Here is a 25,514-nt window from a genome sequence, read left to right on the forward strand (position 1 = left end):
TTAAGGTAATGCCTAATGGCGCAAATATTTAAAGCAACAAAAAAACCGCTAAAACAACAGTCTTTAGTGCTCGATATCACCGCCATGGATCACCATGGTCGCGGCATAGCTAAACATAATAATAAAGTGTGCTTTGTAAGTAATGCTTTGCCAAACGAGCAAGTAAAAGCCACCATTATCGCCGACAAAGCGCGTTATAGCGAAGCGCAAACGCATAAAGTATTACAGGCGAGTGAATATCGCGTAGCGCCGTTTTGTGAGCATTATAATCAATGTGGTGGTTGTCAGTTGCAGCATTTAGATAGCAGCCAACAGGTAGTCGAAAAGCAAATAGCAGTGAGCAAATTATTTGAAAAGTTTGCCAAGCTTGATGAATTAAACTGGCAAGCACCCTTATTAAGTAAAGCCACTCATTACCGACGAAGTGCTCGTTTAGCGGTAATGTTTGATAAAAAAGCAAAAAAAATGCATGTAGGCTATAGAGCAAGTGGCTCTAAAAGTATTATTAGTATTAATGAGTGCCCAGTACTAAGTGAAGTATTTGCAAATGTATTTACTGTATTTGATAACTTAATTAATCAACACAAGGCATTGCACAGTGTATCTCACTTGCAATTGTGCCAAGGCGATGAGCAAAACTTTGTTATTATTCGCCACACAAAACCTATTTCAGAGGATATAAAAGCACTGGTAGCACAAAGTGCCGCTGAGCAACAATGGCAATTAGTGTGGCAAAGCGAAAGTGAAGTGATTGAACACTCACATTTAGCCATGCCATTTTATGCACTTGAAGAGTTAGGGTTAAAGTTTGAATTTGGCTTAAATAACTTTATCCAAGTTAATGCTAGCGTTAATCAAGCAATGCTTAAACAAGCACAAAATTGGCTGGCACTAAAAGGCGACGAAAACGTATTGGATTTATTTTGTGGTATTGGTAACTTTTCACTAGTGCTGGCAAAACAAGCAAAAACAGTAATTGGTGTAGAAGGGGTTGCTTCAGCGGTTGCAATGGCAACGCAAAATGCGCACACTAACTCAATCACTAATGCTCAATTTAATTGCTTTGATTTAACAAATAAAATTGAAACGGCTTCGTGGTTTAATAAAAATTTAGATGTACTGGTGTTAGACCCCTCACGTACTGGGGCAATAACGGTATTAGAACAACTTCCTTTAAAGCAGTTTAAAACTATTTTATACGTCTCATGCGACCCTGTTACTTTAGCCCGTGACAGCGCTATTATTTCGCAAGCAGGCTTTGAACTGCATAAAATTGGGCTAATGAATATGTTTCCGCACACCGGACATATTGAAACTATGGCGTTATTTCAACGGAGGTAAAGCGCATTATGGTAGCTACACGTCAATCACATCAACAGGATGAAACCGGGGACTTTGCTAGTCGCTTAAAGTTGCTTGCTCTGTCGGCAGAAAAAGTAGAGCTGCTTAATAAAGCACAGGCACTTTGTTTAGCGTGCGACAATACCACCCGACAAAGCACGGCCATTGAAATGGTCGAAATTTTAGCTGAGCTTAATCTTGATGCAGACTCATTAGCTACTGCTTATTTAACGCCGTATTTTATAAATAACTTAGTCACCCTTGAAACTGTTGAAGAGCAGCTAGGTAGCAGTATTGCGGTATTGCTAAACGGGGTCGCACAAATGGCGACTATTAGCACTTTGGCGCATCAAGGAAAAGGCACGGTACAGGTTGATAATATTCGCCGTATGTTACTTGCTATGGTAGAGGATGTGCGCGCGGTTGTTATTAAGTTAGCAGAGCAAGTATGTCATTTACGCAATGTAAAAAATGCCGCAGAAGAAGAGCGCGTTATTGCCGCCAAAGAAACCGCCGACATTTTTGCACCACTGGCAAACCGCTTAGGTATAGGGCAATTAAAGTGGGAGCTTGAAGACTTATCGTTTAGGTATTTACACCCCAATATTTATAAAAACATTGCCAAACAGCTTGATGACAAACGCTTAGCGCGTGAAGCCTACATGGAAGACATGGTAGCGCAAGTTAAAAACCGCTTAAGTGAGGCGGGCATAGAAGCTGAGGTTTACGGGCGACCAAAGCATATTTACAGCATTTATAAAAAAATGGCGCAAAAAAACTACGAGTTTGATCAACTGTTTGATATTCGTGCAATGCGTATTGTGGTGCAGCGCCTGCAAGATTGTTACGGCGCACTGGGCATAGTGCACACTAACTGGCGTCATTTGCATAAAGAGTTTGACGACTACGTAGCCACGCCAAAGCAAAATGGCTATCAGTCTATTCATACCGTGGTATTTGGCCCCGAAGGCAAAACGGTAGAGATTCAAATTCGCACCAGCGATATGCACCAAGATGCCGAGTTGGGTGTTGCTGCGCATTGGATGTATAAAGAAGGCGCATTGCCAGGGCGAGGCTCAGGTTATGAGCAAAAAATTAGCTGGTTGCGTAAACTATTACAATGGCAAGAAGAAGTGGTTGATGGCAGCGACCTAGCGCAAGAGCTTAAAAACCAAGTGGTAGAAGACCGTGTATACGTATTTACCCCGCGCGGCGATATTTTTGATTTACCACTGGGAGCAACACCATTAGATTTTGCTTATTATATTCACTCTAATGTGGGGCATCGTTGTATTGGCGCTAAAGTATTTGGCAAAATAGTGCCATTTACCCATCAATTAAGTACCGGCGATCAGGTAGAGATTCTTACCCAAAAACAGCCAAACCCCAGCCGCGATTGGTTAAACCCGTCATTAGGCTATATAAAATCATCGCGTGCTAGAGCAAAAATACACCATTGGTTTAAACAGCTCGATCGCGACAAAAATCTTAGTGCCGGTAAAGAAATACTCGATAACGAACTGCAAAAGCTCGATTTAAATTATAGAGACTTAGCACCCGCTATTAAGCGTTTTAACTTTAAAGAGCTCGACGATTTAATGGTCGCCATTGGCGCAGGCGATATTCGCCTTAATCAAATGCTTAACTTTGTTACCGATCGCGCCGAAGAAGAGCCGGTAATACGCTTTAAAACCCCAACAAAAGTAACCGGCGATAATAACGGTATTGTGGTTGACGGCGTAGGCAGTTTAATGAGTCATGTTGCTAAATGTTGTCGTCCGGTTCCGGGGGATGAAATTATTGGCTATATAACGCAAGGGCGCGGTATTGGTGTACATCGTGATGATTGCGACTCGTTTGATAATTTAAAAACTCAGCACCCAGAGCGGGTTATTTCTGTAAGCTGGTCAGACGATATTCATAACTCCTATGCGCTAAGTATTAGAATAGAAGCCAGCGATCGCTCAGGTTTAATTCGCGACATAAGTGTAGTGTTAGCCAACGAAAAAGTGAATGTGCTAAATATGAATGTAAATACCGTTGATGATAATCAAATTGCTATATTTACTATGCAAATAGAGGTACACGATCTGTCGGGTACTAATAGAGTGCTTTCTAAGTTACACCAAATTGAAGGTGTACACAGTGCAAAGCGAGGGCAATAAATATGGCAGATAACGCCGCGCTTGCGCAACTACTAAATATAATGAAAACGCTAAGAGATCCTGAGCTTGGTTGCCCCTGGGATCGTAAGCAAACTTTTAGCTCAATAGTGCCGCACACTATTGAGGAAGCGTTTGAAGTGGCCGATTGCATTGAATCGGGCAATTTAGGTGAGCTTAAAAATGAACTTGGCGATTTACTCTTTCAAATTGTGTTTTATGCTCAACTTGCAAATGAGCAAAAACTATTTGATTTTAACGATATAGTGACACAATTAAACGCTAAACTTACGCGCCGCCATCCTCATGTGTTCGACAAGCAAACAGCGCTAAGCGATGATGAGCTTGCAGCGCAGTGGCAAGCAATTAAGGCACAAGAGCGCAGCGCTAAAACTGCAAGCGCTACATCTTCGCTGTGGCAAGATATTCCCGTTAATATGCCAAGCTTAAGCAAAGCTAAAAAAATTCAGCAGCGGGTAGCAGCTCTTGGTTTTGATTGGCCAAGTTACCATGGTGCATTGGATAAAGTGAGCGAAGAAGTAGACGAAGTAAAAGAAGCACTCGCTCACAATCCGTATTCAGATCATAGTGCAGAAGAGCTGGGCGATTTACTGTTTGCTACAGTAAACGTTGCGCGCCATATAAAGCGCGACCCAGAGCAATTACTGCGCAGCGCCAGCGACAAGTTTTCAACTCGCTTTGAAAAAGTCCAAGCTTATTTAAATGCCCAAGGTAAATGTTTAGAGTCTGCCACGCTTGATGAGATGGATGCAGCATGGGATGAGATCAAAAAAGTCAAATAGTTTGTAGTAAAATTATGGCTGTTTTTTGTGCTTACAATTTCTAATTTTAGCTGGATTGATTGGCTATGCTTTGGTACAATTTCTCCCCGTCCTGTTTATATTCCAAAATCACTTGTTTGGGTATTATATTCCTTTTAATTCCTGATATTCTAGGGTTCGCATGAGTACAAAATTTATCTTCGTTACCGGCGGGGTTGTTTCTTCGTTGGGTAAAGGTATTGCAGCAGCATCATTGGCAGCTATTTTAGAGGCCCGTGGCTTAAATGTTACTATCTTAAAGCTGGATCCTTACATCAACGTTGATCCAGGCACAATGAGCCCAATTCAACATGGTGAAGTATACGTTACAGAAGACGGCGCAGAGACCGATCTAGACTTAGGTCACTATGAGCGCTTTATTCGCACCAAAATGACAAGTCGCAATAATTTTACACAAGGTCGTGTATACAAAGATGTATTACATCGTGAGCGACGTGGCGAGTACCTTGGAGCAACAATTCAGGTAATTCCACATATTACCAACGATATTAAGCAACGTGTTTATTCTGGCGCTGAAGGTTATGATATAGCACTTGTTGAAATTGGCGGTACAGTGGGTGACATAGAGTCACAACCATTTTTAGAAGCAATTCGTCAAATGGGTACAGAAATAGGCCGTGAGCGTGCGTTATTTATTCACTTAACGCTAGTACCATTTTTAGGCCCTGCAGGCGAAGTGAAAACTAAGCCAACGCAGCACTCGGTTAAAGAACTACGTTCAATTGGTATTCAACCAGATATTCTTATTTGTCGCTCAGATCGTAAGCTGCCAAGTAACGAACGTGCAAAAATTGCATTGTTTACCAACGTAGAAGAAAAAGCGGTTATATCACTACCAGATGTAGACAGTATTTATAAAATTCCTGCGCTATTAAAGTCGCAAGATTTAGATTACTTTGTATGTCGTCGTTTTCATTTAGATGTCCCTGAAGCTGACCTTGTTGAATGGGAACAAGTACTTTATCAAGAGTCTAACCCTACAGGTGAAGTAACTATTGGTATGGTAGGTAAATACATTGAATTACCAGATGCGTATAAATCTGTAAACGAAGCATTGAAACATGCCGGTCTGAAAAATCGTTTAACGGTAAATATTCAATACATTGACTCACAAGACTTAGAAACCAAAGGCGTTGATTCGTTAGCTCATCTAGATGCTATTTTAGTGCCTGGTGGTTTTGGTGGTCGTGGCGTTGAAGGTAAAATATTAGCGGCTAAATACGCGCGTGAAAACAAAGTGCCTTACTTAGGTATTTGTTTAGGTATGCAAGTGGCGTTAATTGAATACGCTCGTAACGTAGCCGGCCTTGTTGATGCAAACTCAACTGAATTTAACGCACAATCTGCAAGCCCTGTAGTTGGCTTAATTACCGAATGGCTAGATGCTGAAGGTAAAGTAGAGCAGCGTGATGAAAAATCAGACTTAGGTGGCACTATGCGTTTAGGCGCACAAAAATGTCATTTAACACCGGGTTCTAAAGTGCATGCAGTATACGGTAGCGATGAAATAGTAGAACGTCATCGTCATCGCTACGAAGTTAATAATAACTTTGTAGAGCAGCTAGAAAAAGCAGGTTTAAGCTTTACTGGTTTATCAGAAGATAAAAAACTAGTAGAAATTATTGAAAACAAAGATCACCCTTGGTTTATTGCAGCGCAATTCCACCCGGAATTCACTTCAACACCACGCGATGGTCACCCGCTATTTGAAGGGTTTGTAGCTGCGGCTCACATCCACCAAAAAGCGTCTTCGTAATATTAATAGGCCGTGCATATTGCACGGCTTATTTGTTTTAAATGCCAACCAAATTAGTTTAAATTAAGTTGGCAGTAATTCACCATTTTGGGAATATAGAGGAATCAAGATGTCAGTAATCGTAAAAGTAATTGGTCGCGAAATTATGGATTCGCGTGGTAACCCAACTGTTGAAGCTGATGTACATTTAGCTGATGGTTCATGGGGCCGTGCTGCGGCGCCGTCTGGCGCATCTACAGGGACTCGCGAAGCATTAGAATTACGCGATGGTGATAAATCTCGTTATTTAGGTAAAGGCGTATTAAAAGCCGTTGGTTTTATTAATAATGAAATCGCAACCGCTTTAGCAGGCCAAAATGCACTTGAGCAAAGCACTGTTGATCAAGTAATGCTAGATTTAGATGGTACCGAAAACAAAGAAAAACTAGGTGCTAACGCAATCTTAGCAGTATCGCTAGCAACGGCTAAAGCTGCTGCACAATCTAAAAAAGTTGAGCTTTATGAACATATCGCTGACTTAAACGGTACTCCGGGTGTTTACTCTATGCCATTGCCAATGATGAACATTATCAACGGTGGCGAACATGCAGATAACTCTGTAGATATTCAAGAGTTTATGATCCAACCAATTGGCGCTAAAAACTTCCGTGAAGCTCTACGCATGGGCGCAGAAATATTTCACAGCCTAGCTAAAGTACTAAAAGCAGACGGTCACTCAACAGCGGTAGGTGACGAAGGTGGTTTTGCACCAAACCTTGCATCTAACGAAGCGGCACTAGCTGCAATTAAAGTAGCTGTTGCAAATGCAGGCTACGAGCTAGGTAAAGACATTACATTAGCGCTTGATTGTGCTGCCTCTGAGTTTTACGACAAAGAAGCAAATATTTACAATCTTAAAGGTGAAGGCAAAAAGTTCACTTCTGAAGAGTTTAACTTCTTCTTACAAGATTTAACTCAGCAGTACCCAATCGTGTCTATCGAAGATGGCCTTGATGAGTCTGACTGGGATGGCTTTGCACACCAAACTAAACTAATGGGTGATAAAATCCAATTAGTGGGTGACGATTTGTTTGTAACCAATACTAAGATTTTAAAACGTGGTATCGACAACGGTATTGCTAACTCAATCTTAATTAAGTTTAACCAAATTGGTTCTTTAACTGAGACATTAGCTGCAATCAAAATGGCTAAAGATGCTGGTTTTACAGTTGTTATTTCTCATCGCTCAGGCGAAACAGAAGATTCAACCATTGCAGATTTAGCAGTAGGTACAGCCGCAGGTCAAATTAAAACTGGTTCATTAAGCCGCTCTGATCGTGTTGCTAAGTACAACCAATTGCTTCGTATTGAAGAGCAATTAGGCGCTAAAGCACCGTACAACGGTTTAAAAGAAGTTAAAGGTCAGTAATTCTTTAATTAGAATATGATGTTTAAGCTTATAAATCCTCACTTTGGTGGGGATTTTTTTTGCCTAGGTAAAAAAGTAAAACAGTAACCAGAAAATCAGAAGTGAGATAACTGTCAGTAACAGTTTAAATACGATTTTTAGGTGGGGTTTTCTATCTCTCTTTTTAGTTTAAATATGTTAAAAGTAGTGTGAAAAGACTTTAAGTGAATATATGCACAAAGAGGTTATGAGGCGCTACGCTTTAGAGAAGCTAAAAAGACTAAATAATGTGTCTAGTCACTGCTCATTTACTCTCATTTTTTCTCTTTGTGCAAAAATTTTAAATGATTTACTCACAACGGAGTTTTTCAAGTTAGTTGTCGCCTCAAGTTAAATTTTATGCCGCCCTAATTTACTTCTATTTGTACAAATTAAAGTTGAAACTGCTGTTTTAAAATTTCGCCGGTAAAGCTGGTTTTTAAATAAAAGCCACGGGGCAGGGTTTTAATAATTTTACCATTAGGGCCAATAGCATCGGTTACTATTTTACTGTGCGCGGCTTTAGGGCGAATTTGAATTGCGTCACCTAAATGCCCCGATATTTCATCAATACGCCCTAGCGCAATAAGCTCCATTTGTTCTTCCCAATCGCGTTGCAGTAAAGCGTCTTGCTCAGGTGTGGGTTGCCATAAAAAGCCGCTGCCGATGATCCTATCAAACGGGGCTATGTCGCGCTCGCTGAGTATAGGCAACCAAAGTACATGGTTTAGTTTTTTACGCACGCTGCTTGCGTGCCAGGTCATGCCAGTAACGTTAATGAGTGGGGTTACCGACACAAAGGTGGTTTCTAGCGGCTTGCCTTTATAAGAAATTGGCAATGTTTTTAGCTCTATGCCTAAATCTTCAAAATCGGGCAGTGGTTTTGAGCCAGCAGTTGCGCCTAATACATATTCAATTAATTGCCCCGTCCAGCCTTTTTCACGGAGTAAATCGTCAGGCGTTTTAAAGCTATACTCATTGGCTAATTGGCCAAGGGTAAGCCCAGCAATATTATTAACACGCTGCATTAAGTCATTAATTGAATGTGGTTTTATAGGTCGCATACTGTTTATTTAAGTTGAATAAATACCATCGCCATGATAGCAAATCAGTCCAGCCGTGGATATCTTTGCCTTTGAGTGTTTTTTGTGCACCTTGGGTTTGGTGCAATTTCGCACACTTTAATAAACAGTTAAATAAATATAAGTCCATGAATTATAATGAAATTTAAAAATAAACTGTTCAGTTTTCATTAAGTGACACTAAGGTTGTTTGAATGAGTACACATATATAAACATGTTTATCCACAGAATCTGTGGAGAAATCCAGTTTTGCGATCTTATATTGTGGATTTGTTTGCTAAATGAGCGTGTTTTACAAAAGTTATGCACAAGCTGTGAGTAACCACAGTAAATATTCCAATATTGTTTGCCGTAAAGCAGGTAATGTGGAACAATCATTAAAAATCGACTTACAAATGAGGCACTAAGGTGATTGATGCCGAAGGTTTTCGTGCCAATGTCGGAATTGTAATTTGCAATAACCAAGGACAAGTGTTTTGGGCTAGACGTTATGGTCAACATTCTTGGCAATTTCCCCAAGGCGGTGTTGACGATGGTGAAACGCCAGAACAAACCATGTACCGCGAATTACACGAAGAAGTAGGCTTGCGACCAGAAGATGTAGAGATAGTCGCAAGTTCTAAACATTGGTTACGCTATAAGTTACCCAAACGATTAATACGCCGTGACTCAAGTCCGGTATGTATTGGGCAAAAACAAAAATGGTTTTTACTAAAACTACGCTGTAAAGATGAGGACGTAAATTTACTTAAAACCCATCATCCTGAATTTGATGATTGGCGCTGGGTAAGTTATTGGTATCCGGTAAGGCAGGTGGTGTCGTTTAAACGCGATGTTTATCGGCGTGTAATGAAAGAGTTTGCTCCTTTTGCTATGCCTTTTAATAAACGCGAACAGCAAAAAGATCATTGGCGAAATAAAAGGTAGTTAGTTTAGTAAATTAAAGGAGCAGGACATGCTGGCAACACTTAGGTCTATTGCAGAGTCGGTTTCGCAACAAGCGAATTTAGACAGTGCTTTAGCGTGCTTTGTGACAATGGTTAAAGAAGCCATGCAAACCCAGTGCTGCTCTATTTATTTTGCTGACTACAGCCAAGATAACTTTGTACTTATGGCCACCGAAGGGTTAAACCCCGATGCGGTGGGTAAGTTTAGAATTGGCTTTACCGAAGGCCTAGTAGGGCTGGTGGCACAGCGCGAGGAGGCAATTAATATTGCCTTTGCCAAATCTCATCCCCGCTTTAAGCTCTCCCCAGAAGTTAACGAAGAAGGCTATAACGCATTTTTGTCTGTGCCTGTGGTGCATCAAAAAAAAGTACTGGGTGTTATTGTAGTACAACAAAAAATGGCACGTGTATTTAGCCAAGATGAAGAATCGTTTTTAATTACTTTGTCGGCGCAACTTGCCTCACAATTAGCGCATGCTGAAATAAAAGAAGTATTGCGTCAAGATGAGTCTTCTCATCAAACCTCGGTATTAAAAGGGGTGTCGAGTGCTCCGGGTATTAGTATTGGCCATGCATTTGTAGTTATTCCTAAAGTTAACTTTAAATCAATTGAGCTTGAAAAAGAAAGCGATGTAAATGAGCAACGACGCTTATTTACCCAAGCCGTAGCGGCAACCCGAAAAGAATTTAATACACTATCAATGACACTAAGTGATTCTATTCCGCATGAGGCTTTGGCTGTTTTTGATGTTTATCAGCAATTACTCGATGCTAAAAGCTTAGGTCATAACGTTGAGATGGAGTTGCAACAAGGTTGGTGTGCAAAAAGCGCCTTAAAAATAGTAATTGAGCGTTTAATCGCTCAGTTTAATGCCATGCAAGACCCATACATAAAAGAGCGCGCGGTTGATGTTAAAGACATTGGCCTGCGAGTGTTGCACCACCTTGTTAATACCGAATTCGCAATAAAAGATTATCCACCCAATACCATACTTATAGCGCATACACTTACTCCAGCCATGCTGGCTGAGGTGCCTAACGATCGCTTAGTGGGGGTGGTGAGCATAAATGGCTCGGCAAACAGTCATGCGTCAATATTAACCCGTGCTATGGGCGTGCCTGCTATTTGGGGCATCGAAGATATTCCATTACTGCAATTAAATAGTAAACCAATGATTTTGGATGCGTTTTCGGGGCGGTTATATATTTCCCCATCGCAAATGCTAATTGATGAATACACAGAATTACAACACCAAGACAACTTACTTAATAATCGTTTTTTAGCCGAGCAAAACTTTACAGCGGTCACCCTTGATGGTGAACACATAAGTTTACTACTCAATGCGGGGCTGGAGTTAAACACGCAGCAAAACAGTGCCCATATTTGTGACGGCGTTGGCTTGTACCGCACCGAAGCCTGGTTTATGCAAAAAGGGCAGTTTCCATCGCAATCAGAGCAAGAAACCTGGTACCGAGAAGTACTTAATAGTTATTACCCTAATCCGGTAGTAATGCGAACGTTAGATATTGGTGGCGATAAAGTTCTCGATTATTTTAATATTACCGAAGAAAATCCCTTTTTAGGTTGGCGTGGTATTCGCATTAGTTTAGATCACCCTGAGCTATTTTTAGATCAGCTCAAAGCCATGCTTAAAGCAAATATAGGCTTAGGTAATTTAAAAATAATGCTGCCGATGATAAGTGGTACAGAAGAAGTAGACGAATCATTAGCTCTTTTTGAGCAAGCGTATTTTGAGCTTAACGAGCAATACCCAGAGCAAACAATTGAACGACCCGATATAGGTATTATGCTTGAAGTACCGTCGAGTGTATTTATGCTGGCAGACTGGTCTAAAAAAGTCGATTTTTGCTCAGTGGGCAGTAACGATTTAACGCAATACCTGCTCGCTGTAGACAGATCAAACGCGCGGGTTGCAGAGCTGTTTAACCCGTATCACCCTGCAGTGCTCAGAGTATTAAATAAAGTGGCTCGTGAGTGCCAGCAATACGAGCTACCGTTTAGTTTATGCGGCGAGCTTGGCGGCGATCCTGAAGGCGCAATATTACTTATTGCCATGGGATATCGTCGTTTAAGTATGAACTTATCATCATTAAATAAAGTTAAATGGGTGCTTAGGCGCTTACATGTCAGCGAAATGGAAGCATTACTTAAAGAGTGCTTAGCGCAATCGTCGGCTAAGCAAGTATTGCGTTTAACTCGCAGCTTTATGATAGAGCATGAGTTAGGCAACTTATTTTACACCCCAAAATAAATTCTCATGTTAACTGTAATCAGAATCCATTAAGATACGCGCATAATAAAAGGTATATGGGATAACTATGTATGATCTAGGATTATTGGTTGCAAGTTGCGCGCTACTAGGCTGTGTTGTCGGATTTTTAGCCGGATTACTCGGAATTGGTGGTGGCTTAATTATTGTTCCCGTATTAAGTGCCTTATTACTCGCTTTTAATGTAACGGCTGTTGAAAACGTATTAGTTATTGCCATTGCAACATCGCTTGCTTCTATTTTGTTTACCTCTACATCTTCAGCGCTGGCTCATCATAAAAATGATAACGTGCCTTGGGTTATTGCACCTTGGGTTATGTCGGGCGTAGCTGTTGGCGCGCTAATTAGTGGCTTTGCTGCAAGCTTAATACCCGAGCAAATATTACGCACAGTATTTGCTGTAAGCGTGGTATTTATTGCTTTAAGAATGGTGTTATCAGCTCGCAATAAACCTTTGTCAGAAAAACCTTTACCGTCGGGTCCTATTCTAGGCAGCTTATGCGCCATTATGGGGGCACTATCTGGATTAATAGGTATAGGTGGTGGCGCACTAATAGTGCCTTTACTGCATTATTTTTCGGTTGATATTAAAAAGGCCATAGGCTGCGCTGCAGCATGCGGAATTGTTATCGCCTTTTTTGGCTCTATTGGTTATATCAGTGCCGGATGGCAGGTTACCGATTTAGAACACGGTTTTGCAGGGTTTGTATACTTACCCGCATTATTTGGGATTGTAATTACCTCGTGGTTTATAGCGCCTATTGGCGCTAAAGCAACCCACTATTTACCGGTTAATACAATAAAGAAAGTTTTCGCGGTGTTACTTGTTATCATCGCAATTAAAATGGTTTTTAGCTAAAGGTTTATTTTTATGGCACTGGAATTTCCTGTAATCGATCCGATCATATTTTCTGTCGGGCCACTGAGTGTACGTTGGTACGGATTAATGTATTTAATAGGTTTTGCATTTGCAATGTGGTTTGCAAATCGCCAAGCGGCAAAACCAAATTCAGGTTGGACTAAAGACCAAGTAGGCGACTTCCTATTTTACGGCATGCTAGGGGTAATTCTTGGTGGGCGTATTGGTTATGTATTATTTTATCAATTTAGCTATTTTATAGAAAACCCACTATATTTGTTCAGGATAGATCAAGGTGGAATGTCGTTTCATGGTGGCACCTTAGGAGTGATAACCGCGGTTGTTATTTTTGCTTGGACACGTAAAAAGTCAATACTGCAAGTAGGCGACTTTGTTGCACCGCTTGTACCGGTAGGCTTATTAGCTGGACGTATAGGTAACTTTATAAATGGTGAACTTTGGGGTCGAGTAAGCGATGTACCATGGGCTATGGTATTTCCAACCGGCGGGCCGTTAGCACGCCATCCATCGCAGCTATACGAAGCATTTTTTGAAGGCTTAGTATTATTTTTAATTTTACAGTGGTTTATTAAAAAGCCTCGCCCTGCTGGTAGTGTAGCGGGTGTATTTTTACTAGGTTACGGCACATTTAGATTTTGTATTGAGTACTTTCGCCAACCAGATGCACAGCTAGGTTTATTTGCCGACTTTATCTCGATGGGGCAAATACTCTCGCTGCCTATGATAGTAGGCGGGTTAGGCTTATTAATTTGGGCTTATAAGCAAGCACCACAAAAAACAGCGGTAAAGGGTTAGAATAAATACCATGAAACAATATTTACAATTATGTCAGCGTATTGTTGATGAAGGCCAGTGGGTAGAAAACAAACGTACGGGCACACGCTGTTTAACCGTGATCAACGCCGATTTAGAGTACGATGTGGCGAATAATCAGTTTCCTATGATCACCACACGTAAAAGCTATTACAAAGCAGCTATTGCCGAATTACTCGGTTACTTGCGTGGCTACGATAGCGCGGCACAGTTTCGCGAAATAGGCTGTAAAACCTGGGATGCAAACGCAAACGAAAATAGCGCTTGGCTTAATAATCCGCACCGTAAAGGTGAGGACGACATGGGCCGTGTTTACGGCGTACAAGGGCGTGCTTGGCAGCGCCCAGATGGCTCAACGCTAGACCAACTAGCAAAAGTAATTAATAACTTAAAAAATGGTATAGACGATCGCGGTGAAATAATTAGTTTTTACAACCCAGGCGAATTTGAACTTGGTTGTTTACGCCCGTGTATGCACACCCACACGTTTTCATTATTAGGTGACACACTTTATTTAACGTCAATTCAGCGTAGCTGCGACGTACCGCTAGGGCTTAATTTTAATCAAATTCAGTGTTTTGTATTACTGGCATTAGTGGCGCAAATTACTGGGCATAAAGCGGGTAAGGCGTATCATAAAATTACCAACGCGCATATTTATGAAAACCAGCTTGAGCTAATGCGCGATGTGCAGTTAAAACGCGAGCCATTTGCATCGCCGCAGTTAAAAATTAATCCAAACATTAAATCACTAAACGATATAGAAACCTGGGTAACACGCGATGACTTTGAAGTGACAGGTTATGAGTGTCACGAAGCTATTCAATACCCATTTTCGGTATAACAAAACAGATTAAGGAAAACACCATGAAAGCAGTGATCCCCGTAGCGGGCCTCGGAACACGCATGTTACCAGCAACCAAAGCAATTCCAAAAGAAATGCTGCCGGTTGTTGACCGTCCACTAATTCAGTACGTAGTTAACGAAGCCGTTGCCGCAGGTATTAAAGAAATAGTACTGGTAACGCATTCAAGTAAAAACTCAATCGAAAACCACTTCGACACCAGTTTTGAGCTTGAAGCCACACTAGAAAAACGAGTAAAACGACAGCTACTTGCCGAAATACAGTCTATTTGTCCTAAAGATGTAACCATTATTCAAGTACGCCAAGGCGAGGCCAAAGGCCTAGGGCATGCAATTAACTGTGCAGCGCCAATTATAGGTAACGAACCATTTGTGGTTATTTTACCCGATGTAATAATTGATGATATGGAAAGCGATCTTAGTAAAGATAACTTGGCCGAAATGATCAGCCGCTTTGAGCAAACTCAACATAGCCAAATAATGGTAGAGCCAGTTCCAATGGCTGAAGTTGATCAATTTGGTGTTGTTGACTTAGGCAGTGTTGAGCTAAAACAAGGCGAAAGTTCGCCAATTCATAACATGGTAGAAAAGCCACCAGTTAATGAAGCACCATCAAACCTTGCAGTAGTAGGGCGCTATGTATTAAGTAGAAATATTTGGCCATTACTCGCTAAAACCCCGCAAGGAGCTGGTAACGAAATTCAGCTTACTGACGCTATTGCCATGCTAATGCAGCACGAAACTGTTGATGCATACGCAATTAAAGGGCGCAGCCACGATTGTGGTAGTAAAATTGGTTATCTTAAAGCAACTATTGAGTTTGCACTGCGTCGTGAAGAATTTGCTGACGAGTTAAAAACGTTTATTAAAACATTAATTTAACATACCTACTTTTTATAAAAGTAACTAAAAGACGCCTATATGGCGTCTTTTTTGTTTTAAAGTCGTTAATATCGTAGTATTTGGCGATAAAAACATTATAACTGCAGACACGCTGCAAAATATAATGTAACATTTGTGTTAATTATTGTTTGATTTGTTGACTGCCAAGCTGAAAAGTACATTAATTGCTTCAGTAATCATTGATATAAAATAAACTCAGTTATATATCCAAGCACAATTAATAAAGTTAAACGCTTACTTATAAGAATGTTTAACTGAAATGTAAGTGTACTTACACTACTTTCAGGGCAGCGAATGCATGTTTAAATATAAAAAAAATAATACTTTAATATTGAGTTTGCTTATACTCTTGTTTAGCACTGCTTGTGCAACTGCGCCCAACAAAACGCTATTAGCAGAGCCAATAAACGACTCGCCTGAATATGTGTCTATTACTGCATTAGAGCTGGCGCAATTAAAAGATGCTGCAATGCAATGGCAGCAAGCCCGCTCTGGGATTGAACGACTTTTAAAGCTAGAAAAAGATATTACCTATTTGGTAAACCATATAGATATTATAAATAGCAAAGCAATTGCGCAGTCTAATCAAAAAAATCACAACCAATATAATCGCCCCACGCGCAAACAACGCTACTCAAGTAAAGCTCAGCAAGCAATTAAACCAGCTTATAATACAAAGCCAACGGTAAAATTAAACACCCCAAAGCACGTTTTTGCATTGCAAGTTGCGTCGCTCGATTCCGAAAAAGACTTAGTTAAAGCATGGCAAGAACTCAATGAGCAAGCTGCGCCGTTATTTAGAGATAAAATTCGCACCAATGTTGAAACAGCAAATGTTAATAATAAAACCTACTATCGATTAAAGTTAGGCGTGTATCAAAACTTTAAAAATGCCCAAGCCGATTGCAACGTGTTTAAACTTTATAAACTCGACTGCATAGTAAGTAACTACACAGATAAACCGGTAAAGCTGTAGTTATACCAACTAGCTTTAAATATAAAGTTGCTTATGCTTTATTTATCAATAGAATATGCAGCTTACCTAAGCTGCTTTTTATAAATTAATTATAAAAAAATAAACAAAAAAGGTTAATAATCCTAATGCTTTTAAAATGGAACTTTAAGCGCATTACACTAATACTAGGATTGTCATTAGTTATAAGTGCATGCAATACAACTAAGCAAAATGAAAGCGCAGAACCGCTTGTAAAACAAGGCGCAGTAAATGCGCCGCAAAGTATACTTATTAAAAAAGCAGATTTAGTTTTACTACAAGACTCTGCAAAATAGTGGAAAAATGCTCAAACTAATGTTGACAAAATAAGCCAGCTAGAACACAAATTAACGCAGCTAACAGCCACTCTTATGCAACAAATAGAGCAGTCAGAACCCCCCTTAAGCGAACCTAAAGAAACAATATTTAATTTAAATACTCGGTTAGATAAACCCCCAGCATTATTTTCTATACAAGTCGGTGCTTTTAAAAATGAGCCCGCACTTCATAGCGCATTAGCGCAATTAAAGTTAAAAGCCCCAAACATAATACATACTAAAACAGTCGTTAATATCGAGCCTGTAGTAGCTAACAAAGTTACTTTGTATCGATTAAAGCTAGGCTCTTATAAAAATAAAGCTGCAGCACAAAGCGATTGTAAAACCTTAATACAGCAGCAAGTAGCTTGTTTTGTGGGCAATTACACCCAAAAAATTTAGCGAAGTATGTTTTAGGTATTTAAAGCTGATTAGTTATAACGTTGAAACTCAATTTACCTGTGTGCTAACACATACCTATAAGTCGAGCTAAAATTAATACAGCAGTTAAAACCCAGCAATGCAGTTTGTAAGTTCAATGCTAATTTAATAGCCAAGTAAAAATTTAAAAGGCAAATAATATGATAAAACAACAGCTAATGAGATTGTTAAGTATTAGCCTAATTGTACTTTGTGGATGCAGTAGTAAAGTTAAAGAGGCTCAACACAATGTTACTACCACAAATAAGGTTAGTAATGAGGTTACTATTTCGGCAGAAGAATTAGCGCAATTAAGAGCATCATCTCAACAATGGCAACAAGCCAAAGCAGGCGTTAGACGTTTGCTTGTTATTGAACACGATTTAAAGTTACTTATTAGCCAATTAAATGAAGTAGCGCAACGAGAATCGACAACACAAAGTAATCTAAAGCAAGAGGGGAGCAACCTAAATCAAGACACTACAGCGTCAGAAGAGGCTGTTAATGTGCAAGCCAAAGCAACCGTACAACCTAAAGTAATACAGCCATTGTTTGCCCTGCAGGTCGCATCGGTTACCGATTGGATACGATTAACCCAAAGTTATAATGAAGTGAAATCTAAGGCTACAAAACTATTAGCAAGCCCATTTATTGCCAACGTAGAAACCGCAAAGGTTAAAGGGGTTACTTTTTATCGCTTAAAAATTGGCGCTTATAAACTTCAAAAAAATGCAACGGCAGATTGCGATATACTAAAGCAGCATCAAGTGGGTTGTATTGTTAGTAATTACACAGAACAACCATTAAAATTATAAATAGGCATAGTAATTGCTTTGTTATTGTCATGTTTTTTGAGGATGGCAACTATGCGCCTTTTATTACCGTTATTATTAGTAAACTTAGCAGCATGTAGCTTAACACCACAGCCTGAGCCAAGTGTGAGCACGCCTGCGCGTATAGCAACCATGGCACCTTATACGGTTAACGACTACGTAAATAACTTAACTTATCAGCTTAGTCACTTTAAAGGGCCTTTAAGCGGTAACTCTCGCATTGGGGTAAGCAGCTTTTATTACGCAAACGCGCTAGATTCAAAGCTTCCCAGCGGCCAAGCTGAGGGTTTAAGCCAGCAAATTCAAGAAAGCCTGCTAACACAATTCACTCAATTGGGATATAACACCGTTGAGTACCGTTTAAGTAATAATATAAATTTAGCATCTAACGCCGACAGCGCGCTTAGCAGAGATATAACTAAACTGCGCGAACGTCAGAATATTGACTTAATTATTACCGGCACAGTTACGCGCCAGCAACATGCTTACATTGTTAATGCCCGATTGGTTAATATTAATAATAAACACGTTTTATCAGCTGGCAGTACCGAAATCCCGATTAATGTAATGTGGGGCAGTGAAAAAGTTCAGCAACGCGATAATAATTTATATCGCAGCGAATACTAATTAGGAGCACAAAATGAAAAAGCTATTACTTACATTATGTTTGCCATTGGGCTTTGGGTGCTCACAAATGCTAACAGGCATGAACTCAGACACCACACAAAAAAATCAAAACAACTCAGTACAATTGGCTAATGGCGAGCGTGCAGTGGCAGCCCCAATGACCGACAATCAGGTATATCAGTCGGGGTTAGGGCAACATACTAATTATTCAAAATCGAGCACGCCATCACGTAAAAACATTAATCATTATGTGCGTGGCATAATGCAAAGCATGGTAGAAAACCTACAATATGTGAACGAAAAAACTCCACTGGCCGTTTCAAGTTTTGTGTTTTTAGATGATGATTACAACGACGCAAGTTTGTTAGGAAATCAAATTGCCGAAAGTTTCATGCATGAACTACACAGCTTTGGCATACCTGTTATCGACTTTAAAACTACCGATTATATGCGCGTAACCCCAAGCGGCGACTTTGTATTTAGCCGCGACTACCTTGAACTAAACCAAGATCAAAACTTTAACTATGTTTTAGCCGGTACTTTAGTAAGCCATCAAGGTGGTGTGCTTGTAAATGCACGTATTATTGGCTTAGCTAGTAAAGCCGTAGTAGGAACAGCGCAAGGCTTTATTCCTCAGTCAGTGGTTGATGCACTTAATAGTAGCTACAGAACCGATGGCATTATGCTTAAACAAGCCAGTAAATGAGCGAGGCAATAATGGGTTACAAATTAAATAGCGTTACCGCATTATTTATCCTGCTAGGATTAGCAGGGTGCTCTACTGCGGGTAATAATAAGCAGGTTAAAACTAATAATGCAGACACTCATTTTGATGTGAATGCTCGTTATGTGCATGCACAAGGGCTACAAACGCAGAGCGAATACGACTCGTCGCGACAATTTATGCCGTTAAAACATCATAAAACCTTGGTTAATTATGTAGAGCAAATGGCGCTTGATTTAGTCGACACCTTAGAGTCTGGTAGTGAGCTTGATGAGAGCATAAATATAGCGGTGACAAGCATAGTCGATTTAGATGCCACCCTAAATAACAGCAACCAGCTGGGTAACCAAATATCAGAAACACTCATTCATCAACTACAAAAGTTTGGTTATGGGGTGGTTGATTTTAAAACGAGTGATGCAATAAACGTAAATCGCCGTGGCGACTTTGTTTTTTCACGAGACATAAAAAACCTTAGCAAAAAGCATATGGCAAGCCATGTACTCGGTGGTACGTTAATATACCGCGCTAATGGCGTTACAGTGAATACCCGAGTTATAAACGTAAATAATAAACAAGTCGTTGCCAGTAGCCGAAAATTTATACCAATATACGTTTTAAACAAAGAAGATATCTACTTATCAAGTAATTAAACACAGTTTGCACTTGATCCAAAAAAGACAATGCCGTTATAATTTTAGCCTCAGTTTAGGCCTCTTAGTTAAATGGATATAACGGCCCCCTCCTAAGGGGCAGTTGCAAGTTCGATTCTTGCAGGGGCTACCAGTAAAATCAATGAGTTATGGGGTTGGTGCTTTGAAGTTCAAACTTTATCTAGCACATATGTAGCTGTGCTAACTCAGGCATTCATTTTCAAAAAAAGATTATTAATACTTCTGTATTTTAAACATCTAATTCAATTTATCACTTCAGTCGAATAAATATTACAGCACTAAGTTAAAGCTAGGCCGTGATATAAAAAACTTTATTCAGGTTTTGTCGCGCTGGCGAGTCGTGTTAAACGTAACATGGGTGGTTAATTTTTACGTAGGTTGGGTTGATCAAAGCGAAACCCAACGAAAAAGTATGTTATCAATTAATATCGCTGTTTTGCATTATCGATTGGCTGTCACTCGCTTTAAGTTGAGCATAAAAAAGCGAGTAAATAAATTTACTCGCTGATTATTTTTATTTGACCTTGTAAGCCCTAAGCCCTAAGCCCTAAGCCTATGCCCCTGGGCCACATTCCATACATGAATTTACAATATCTGGGCCAAATTTAAGTTTGGCGTTTAAGTCGCGCAGCGCTGTGCGTAGCCCTTCTTCGATCACTGGGTGGTAATAAGGCATTTCTAACATTTGTGGTACGGTCATTTTGTTTTGTACCGCCCATGCTAGTAGGTGAGCTAAATGCTCGGCTTGTGGGCCGATAAACTCTGCCCCTAAAAATAACCCTGTGCCTTGCTCTGCGTAAACACGCATGTGCCCTTTGTTTTTAAGCATGACGCGGCTGCGGCCTTGGTTTTCAAAGCTTACTTCGCCTATTTCAAAACAGTCGCAGCTGCCTAAGCGAGTGGTGATCTCTTTATAACTTTCGCCAACCATGGCTATTTGCGGGTCGCTAAATACGGCGGCAATTTTTGCTCTGCGTAATCCTGGTTGTACATCGGGGAAGCGTCCAGCATTTTGGCCAGCTATTAGGCCTTGATCGGATGCTTCGTGTAATAGTGGCAGCATATTACTGGCGTCGCCTGCGATAAATATATTTGAATCGCCACATTGCATTGTTTTAGCATTAGCAACAGGTACGCCGCGCTCATCAAGTTCAATACCGGTGTTTTCTAAGCCGAGTTTATCTGTGTTTGGTACGCGCCCCGTTGCGGCAAGTACGTAGTCAAATTGCTCGGTGTGTTTAGCACCTTGTTTGTCGGTGTAAGTAAGCTGCGCTTTGTTGTTTACTTGCATCATGTCGGATACGTTTGAGTCGGTATCAACAAAAAATTCTTCGGCAAATACGGTGTTTGCGTAGTCTTTTACTACTGGGTCGGTAAGGGGGCCAATTGCACCACCAACACCAAATAATTTTACTTTAACGCCTAAACGGTGCAGTGCTTGGCCAATTTCAAGGCCTATAACACCTGGGCCAAATACGGCTACCGATTCTGGAAGGTCGTCCCAGTCAAATACGTCGTCGTTTATAATTAATTTGTCGCCAAAATTATTAAATACGCCAGGGTATGAAGGGCGTGAGCCGGTTGCTATAACAAAGCGTTTAGCAGTAATTATGGTGTGATCATCTATTTGTATGCGGTTTGCGTCTAAAAATTTAGCATAGCCACGAATTTTGTCATCGCTTGGAAGCTCATCTACAGCTTCTACTACAAATCCGGCAAAGCGGTCGCGTTCGCTTTTAACGCGTGCCATCACTTCTTTACCATTAATACGTGGTGCAGAGCTATGTACACCAAATGCAGGTGCCATTGTGATTGAGTGCGCAGCTTCAGCAGCTGCAATTAATAATTTACTCGGCATGCAACCAACTCGTGCGCAGGTAGTGCCGTAAGGGCCTGATTCGATCATAAGTACGTTATTTGTAAATTGTTTAGCATTACGATAAGCACTTAAACCCGCAGTACCCGCACCAATAACAACAACGTCGGTTTGCAATTTTTTCATTATTTTTTCCTTATAAAATAGGGGCAACCAGTGCCCCTATTTATATTTACTAATTGAGCAAAATTATTAATTAAGCAAAGTATTTTTCTAAATCGTCTGAGCCACCAATGTGCTTACCGCCAATAAATACTTGTGGAACGGTTTCACGGCCAGATACTGCTTTAAGGCTTGTTAGTGATGCGCCTGAGCCCATAACAATTTCTTCAAATGCAAAGCCTTTTTCTGTAAGAAGCGCTTTAGCTTTTGAACAGAACGGACAACCAGGTTTAGTAAATACAGTTACTGGCTCTGGTTTAGCTTGCTTAGGGTTGATGTAATCAAGCATTGTATCTGCGTCAGATACTTCAAACGGGTCGCCTGGTAAATCTGGTTCGATGAACATTTTGTCGATCACGCCATCTTTTACAAGCATAGAGTATCTCCAGCTGCGCTTACCAAAACCTAGGTCGTTTTTGTCTACCAACATGCCCATGCCGTCAGTAAATTCGCCGTTACCGTCTGGTAGTAAAGTAATGTTTTGCGCTTCTTGATGCTCAGCCCATGCGTTCATTACAAAGGTGTCGTTTACCGATAAACATACAATTTCGTCAACGCCGTTTTGCTTAAGTACGCCAGCCAGTTCGTTGTAACGTGGTAAATGAGTAGACGAACACGTTGGTGTAAATGCACCCGGTAGTGAAAATACAACAACCGTTTTACCTTTAAAAATGTCGTCTGTTGTTACTGATTTCCATTCATCGTTTTGACGAGTTGCAAATGTAACGCTTGGGATTTTTTTGCCTTCAATATTGTTTAACATAATTTTTGTTCCTCTTGATTTGTTGATAGCCATTATGGCGGTGATTTAAATATAGTTCCAATCGTTTGTTTGTATTAAAGTGATAGGTATAAGCTATCAGCCTGGTAATGAATATGAACTTAAAAGATTTAGAGTATGTAAAAGCCATAGCGCACTTTAAGCACTTTCGTAAAGCGGCCGATGCGTGCTTTGTAAGCCAGCCTACCTTAAGTGGCCAAGTAAAAAAACTTGAACAGGAGCTAGGTGTTACTTTATTTGATCGCTCTACTAAGCAGGTAACATTAACCGCTAAAGGCGAGCGTTTATTAACACAAATTAATGTTATTTTAGAACAAACACAAATACTTAAAGAGCTTGCTGCTACGTCAAACGAGCCGCTACAGGGTAAGTTAACTATTGGTATTATTCCAACCATTGCGCCTTATTTACTGCCGGTATTACTCACTTCAATGAAAGAGGCGTTTATTAATAGTCGCTTTTCGTTTATTGAAATGCAAACCGCTACAATTTTAGAAGCGCTAGATAACGGTGAGCTCGACTTTGCAATTTTGGCTGATGTACCCGAGCTCAAAAAGTACCATAGCGTTAATTTATACAAAGAAGATTTTTTAGTGGCTGTATCACACGATAATTCATTAGCTCAGCAAAAAAAAGTAGCGCTGCGCGAATTACAAGGATGCAGCCTATTAATGTTAAGTGATGGCCATTGCTTTAAAGATCAAGCCCAACAGTTTTGTTTTTCGGCAGGAGTTAATGTGTCGAGCCAGTATCAGGGTAATAGTTTAGAAACATTACTGGCGCTGGTGGCTATGGATGACGGGGTTACATTTGTGCCTAAATTGGCTTGTACTGAGCGCGTAGGGGTTAATTATTTAGCTATTTATCCTAATCAGCAGCGCAATATAGTATTTGCATGTAGAAAGCATTACCCGCATTTATCGGGGGTTGAGCAATTGGGTGAATGGTTGTCGGCTCACCCTAATTTAAAGGCTAAATTAACTAAATCGTTGAATTAAAGGTTTTGGCTAACTATTTCGACTATATCGTTAATTTGCACGCCCGGAAGTGGTGCATTATTAATGCTTACCGCAATGGCACTTTGTTGATATAACTGCTCAACACGAATGCTATTAAGGGTAATTACTTTATGCGGCATAGTATTGCCTAAAGCGTCTGTTAGGTAATTGTGGTGTGCTATGCTAAGTAGTTGACCTTTTTTAAGGCCATGTGCTTTACCTAAGTTAATCACTATGTTGCCCTGATCAAGGTGCATAATTTTTCCTTGAGTAGGCAAGCAGGCCATAGCTGATTGTAAATCGTAACTTAGCGTTTGGTTTATATCGTTTATGCTTTGCCCATAGGATGATTGCCAAAACATACTACTGTTAACATCAACAATAGCGGTTTTTTCAAATGGCCAAATAGCTTGGTTTTTATAGCTATTTTGCCAAAGCTGTTCATAAGTAGTGCCATCAAAAAGGGTAAACTCTATTTGGTAACTACGTTGATAGCTTTCGTCTTGCCAAAAGGCATAGTCGCTATTGAGCTTATCGCTAGTTGATAGGTTGGTTATTTGGCTTAATAAAACGTACTGCGCGTTACTACGCGAGGAAATATCTTCTAGTTGCGCATTAGAGTAGTCGTGTTGCTGTGAAAAATACTTATCGACCTTTATAGCGTTATTGTAATAAGCGATTGGTACAGCGCTCATTTTTGACTTTTGCAATGCGGTATAAATATTTTTGCTAACCGCTTTATCTATGTCAAATATTTGACCCATGCGGGCTTGTTCACGATGATTAAGCTGGCTTTGGGTAACGGCCACAAACTTTTTAAAACTACTTTGTGGGCATTGCTCTGTTTGCGCAAAAATATCTAAGCGTAGTGTAATAGCTAGCTGATTATTATGACGCTCTTCGCTCACAAGTTCTATTTTTTGAATTTCGCCATGGCTGCTTATTTTAAGCTGATCTTGCATTAGCACGCCGTCTACTAAGGTTTGTACCGAGCTTACCCGCGCACCAGAGAACACTAACGCTTGTGTAATGGCATCTTTAATTGCTGCAGATTTAGCTGCGCCTACATCGCTACTTTTAACTTGTGCATGGCCGGTCGATTCATACCACTGCGCTGCAGTAAAAGGCGAAAACGTTAATAAAGCAGTTGCGCTTAATCCTGCAAATACCGATGATAAAAACGAATTCATACATTTACTCCAGTTAAATTTTAGCTATTAGCATAAGTTATACAGCAAGGAGCGTACCAATATTATTTGTGAGTAAATACCACTTAAGTGTCAATGGCATTAAACCTGCATAAGTATCGTATAATTATTTAATTTGTTTTTTAGGGCTAGGTACTATGCGAGTAATGCCATTACTTATCACGTTAGGATGCATAACCTTAAGCGGTTGTAGCAATATGTTTGATAAGCACGTTGAATACAAATATGTAGAGCCAAACAACTACCCAGTATTAAAAGCCGTGGGTTATGCACCTATTAGCCTGCAATCGGGTGTTAATAAGTCGCAAAAGCAGTTAATGGCTATTAAAGCTTCTAAGCTAGAAGCGTATCGAGAGCTTGCAGAGCAAGTGTATGGGCAACAAATTACCGCAGGTACTACAGTTGCAGGTTCAATAGCACAAGACGATTACCTACAAAGCAAAGTGCAGGGCATTATTAAAGGCGCACAAGTTATAAAAGCCTACGCGGTAGACGACACCTATATAACTGAGCTTGAACTAAATATGAAGCGCGTGCACGACCTGTACATAGGCGAAATTAAACCCCGAGAAGTTAAAAAAGTAACTTATTAC

The 25,514-nt window shown here is 40.3% G+C and carries 24 protein-coding genes and 1 tRNA gene; 21 read left to right on the forward strand and 4 right to left on the reverse strand.

Annotated features, from left to right (window positions below; genetic code table 11):
• Positions 1 to 15: 15 nt before the first annotated feature.
• The 5 genes from rlmD to eno all read left to right on the forward strand — a co-directional run bounded on the left by rlmD (position 16) and on the right by eno (position 7,509).
• A complete protein-coding gene (rlmD, locus tag H5079_RS15865; RefSeq protein WP_011327434.1) occupies positions 16 to 1,341 on the forward strand; it encodes a 23S rRNA (uracil(1939)-C(5))-methyltransferase RlmD in 1,326 nt (441 codons plus the stop codon).
• A gap of 8 nt (positions 1,342 to 1,349) precedes the next feature.
• Positions 1,350 to 3,506, forward strand: a complete 2,157-nt coding sequence (relA, locus tag H5079_RS15870; protein ID WP_182684471.1) for a GTP diphosphokinase — start codon at positions 1,350 to 1,352, stop codon at positions 3,504 to 3,506.
• 2 nt (positions 3,507 to 3,508) lie between these two features.
• Positions 3,509 to 4,306 (forward strand): nucleoside triphosphate pyrophosphohydrolase, encoded by a 798-nt coding sequence (gene mazG, locus H5079_RS15875; protein ID WP_089367850.1) that lies wholly within the window; start codon positions 3,509 to 3,511, stop codon positions 4,304 to 4,306.
• A gap of 160 nt (positions 4,307 to 4,466) precedes the next feature.
• On the forward strand, positions 4,467 to 6,101 hold the full coding sequence (locus tag H5079_RS15880) for a CTP synthase (protein ID WP_011327437.1): 1,635 nt from the start codon (positions 4,467 to 4,469) through the stop codon (positions 6,099 to 6,101).
• Between the two features lie 109 nt (positions 6,102 to 6,210).
• On the forward strand, positions 6,211 to 7,509 hold the full coding sequence (gene eno, locus H5079_RS15885) for a phosphopyruvate hydratase (protein ID WP_058372749.1): 1,299 nt from the start codon (positions 6,211 to 6,213) through the stop codon (positions 7,507 to 7,509).
• Positions 7,510 to 7,919: 410 nt separating this feature from the next.
• Here the strand turns inward: eno and mutH are convergent, their stop codons facing one another.
• On the reverse strand, positions 7,920 to 8,591 hold the full coding sequence (mutH, locus tag H5079_RS15890; protein WP_182684472.1) for a DNA mismatch repair endonuclease MutH: 672 nt from the start codon (positions 8,589 to 8,591) through the stop codon (positions 7,920 to 7,922).
• A gap of 426 nt (positions 8,592 to 9,017) precedes the next feature.
• Between mutH and rppH the strand changes: the two genes are divergently transcribed.
• The 14 genes from rppH (at position 9,018) to H5079_RS15960 (ending at position 20,008) form a co-directional block, all read left to right on the forward strand.
• Positions 9,018 to 9,536 carry an RNA pyrophosphohydrolase gene (rppH, locus tag H5079_RS15895; protein WP_008111786.1) on the forward strand — a complete coding sequence of 173 codons (519 nt, stop codon included), beginning with the start codon at positions 9,018 to 9,020 and terminating at the stop codon, positions 9,534 to 9,536.
• A gap of 28 nt (positions 9,537 to 9,564) precedes the next feature.
• Positions 9,565 to 11,829: a phosphoenolpyruvate--protein phosphotransferase gene (ptsP, locus tag H5079_RS15900; protein ID WP_058372750.1), complete on the forward strand. Its 2,265-nt coding sequence runs from the start codon at positions 9,565 to 9,567 to the stop codon at positions 11,827 to 11,829.
• Positions 11,830 to 11,896: 67 nt separating this feature from the next.
• Positions 11,897 to 12,706 (forward strand): sulfite exporter TauE/SafE family protein, encoded by an 810-nt coding sequence (locus H5079_RS15905; RefSeq protein WP_089367853.1) that lies wholly within the window; start codon positions 11,897 to 11,899, stop codon positions 12,704 to 12,706.
• A gap of 12 nt (positions 12,707 to 12,718) precedes the next feature.
• Positions 12,719 to 13,522 carry a prolipoprotein diacylglyceryl transferase gene (lgt, locus tag H5079_RS15910; protein ID WP_089367854.1) on the forward strand — a complete coding sequence of 268 codons (804 nt, stop codon included), beginning with the start codon at positions 12,719 to 12,721 and terminating at the stop codon, positions 13,520 to 13,522.
• 10 nt (positions 13,523 to 13,532) lie between these two features.
• Positions 13,533 to 14,384 (forward strand): thymidylate synthase, encoded by an 852-nt coding sequence (locus H5079_RS15915; RefSeq protein ID WP_011327444.1) that lies wholly within the window; start codon positions 13,533 to 13,535, stop codon positions 14,382 to 14,384.
• Positions 14,385 to 14,407: 23 nt separating this feature from the next.
• The gene (gene galU, locus H5079_RS15920; RefSeq protein WP_182684473.1) at positions 14,408 to 15,286 is read left to right on the forward strand and encodes a UTP--glucose-1-phosphate uridylyltransferase GalU; all 879 of its coding nucleotides are present in this window, start codon (positions 14,408 to 14,410) and stop codon (positions 15,284 to 15,286) included.
• A gap of 319 nt (positions 15,287 to 15,605) precedes the next feature.
• Entirely contained in the window at positions 15,606 to 16,283 is a 678-nt protein-coding gene (locus H5079_RS15925; RefSeq protein ID WP_089367856.1) for an SPOR domain-containing protein, read from the forward strand.
• A 125-nt stretch (positions 16,284 to 16,408) separates the two neighbouring features.
• Positions 16,409 to 16,597 carry a hypothetical protein gene (locus tag H5079_RS15930; protein ID WP_182684474.1) on the forward strand — a complete coding sequence of 63 codons (189 nt, stop codon included), beginning with the start codon at positions 16,409 to 16,411 and terminating at the stop codon, positions 16,595 to 16,597.
• 75 nt (positions 16,598 to 16,672) lie between these two features.
• Positions 16,673 to 17,020, forward strand: a complete 348-nt coding sequence (locus tag H5079_RS15935; RefSeq protein ID WP_182684475.1) for an SPOR domain-containing protein — start codon at positions 16,673 to 16,675, stop codon at positions 17,018 to 17,020.
• 179 nt (positions 17,021 to 17,199) lie between these two features.
• The gene (locus H5079_RS15940; RefSeq protein WP_182684476.1) at positions 17,200 to 17,853 is read left to right on the forward strand and encodes an SPOR domain-containing protein; all 654 of its coding nucleotides are present in this window, start codon (positions 17,200 to 17,202) and stop codon (positions 17,851 to 17,853) included.
• A gap of 51 nt (positions 17,854 to 17,904) precedes the next feature.
• Complete coding sequence (gene lptE / locus H5079_RS15945) at positions 17,905 to 18,498, forward strand: LPS assembly lipoprotein LptE (protein ID WP_089367860.1); 594 nt, start codon at positions 17,905 to 17,907, stop codon at positions 18,496 to 18,498.
• A 13-nt stretch (positions 18,499 to 18,511) separates the two neighbouring features.
• On the forward strand, positions 18,512 to 19,204 hold the full coding sequence (locus H5079_RS15950; RefSeq protein ID WP_011327450.1) for a FlgO family outer membrane protein: 693 nt from the start codon (positions 18,512 to 18,514) through the stop codon (positions 19,202 to 19,204).
• An 11-nt stretch (positions 19,205 to 19,215) separates the two neighbouring features.
• Entirely contained in the window at positions 19,216 to 19,875 is a 660-nt protein-coding gene (locus H5079_RS15955; RefSeq protein ID WP_182684477.1) for a FlgO family outer membrane protein, read from the forward strand.
• Positions 19,876 to 19,933: 58 nt separating this feature from the next.
• Positions 19,934 to 20,008: transfer RNA gene (locus H5079_RS15960), tRNA-Arg, on the forward strand.
• A 441-nt stretch (positions 20,009 to 20,449) separates the two neighbouring features.
• On the opposite strand, the gene H5079_RS15965 is transcribed toward H5079_RS15960, so the two are convergent.
• Together H5079_RS15965 and H5079_RS15970 are read right to left on the reverse strand one after the other, a co-directional pair.
• Positions 20,450 to 21,898 (reverse strand): dihydrolipoyl dehydrogenase, encoded by a 1,449-nt coding sequence (locus tag H5079_RS15965; RefSeq protein WP_182684478.1) that lies wholly within the window; start codon positions 21,896 to 21,898, stop codon positions 20,450 to 20,452.
• A 70-nt stretch (positions 21,899 to 21,968) separates the two neighbouring features.
• The gene (locus tag H5079_RS15970; protein WP_179807089.1) at positions 21,969 to 22,697 is read right to left on the reverse strand and encodes a glutathione peroxidase; all 729 of its coding nucleotides are present in this window, start codon (positions 22,695 to 22,697) and stop codon (positions 21,969 to 21,971) included.
• A 113-nt stretch (positions 22,698 to 22,810) separates the two neighbouring features.
• On the opposite strand from H5079_RS15970, the gene H5079_RS15975 reads away from it, so the two are divergent.
• Positions 22,811 to 23,713 (forward strand): LysR substrate-binding domain-containing protein, encoded by a 903-nt coding sequence (locus H5079_RS15975; RefSeq protein ID WP_041454354.1) that lies wholly within the window; start codon positions 22,811 to 22,813, stop codon positions 23,711 to 23,713.
• Here the strand turns inward: H5079_RS15975 and H5079_RS15980 are convergent.
• Positions 23,710 to 24,903, reverse strand: a complete 1,194-nt coding sequence (locus H5079_RS15980) for a flagellar assembly protein FlgT (protein WP_182684479.1) — start codon at positions 24,901 to 24,903, stop codon at positions 23,710 to 23,712. The two genes, H5079_RS15975 and H5079_RS15980, sit on opposite strands and share 4 nt — an antisense overlap.
• A 155-nt stretch (positions 24,904 to 25,058) precedes the next feature.
• Between H5079_RS15980 and H5079_RS15985 the strand changes: the two genes are divergently transcribed.
• The coding region (locus H5079_RS15985) for an LPP20 family lipoprotein (protein ID WP_011327456.1) at positions 25,059 to 25,514 on the forward strand (456 nt) is incomplete at its 3' end.

The organism is Pseudoalteromonas sp. SG44-5 (genome assembly GCF_014164175.1).
GTDB lineage: Bacteria > Pseudomonadota > Gammaproteobacteria > Enterobacterales > Alteromonadaceae > Pseudoalteromonas > Pseudoalteromonas nigrifaciens.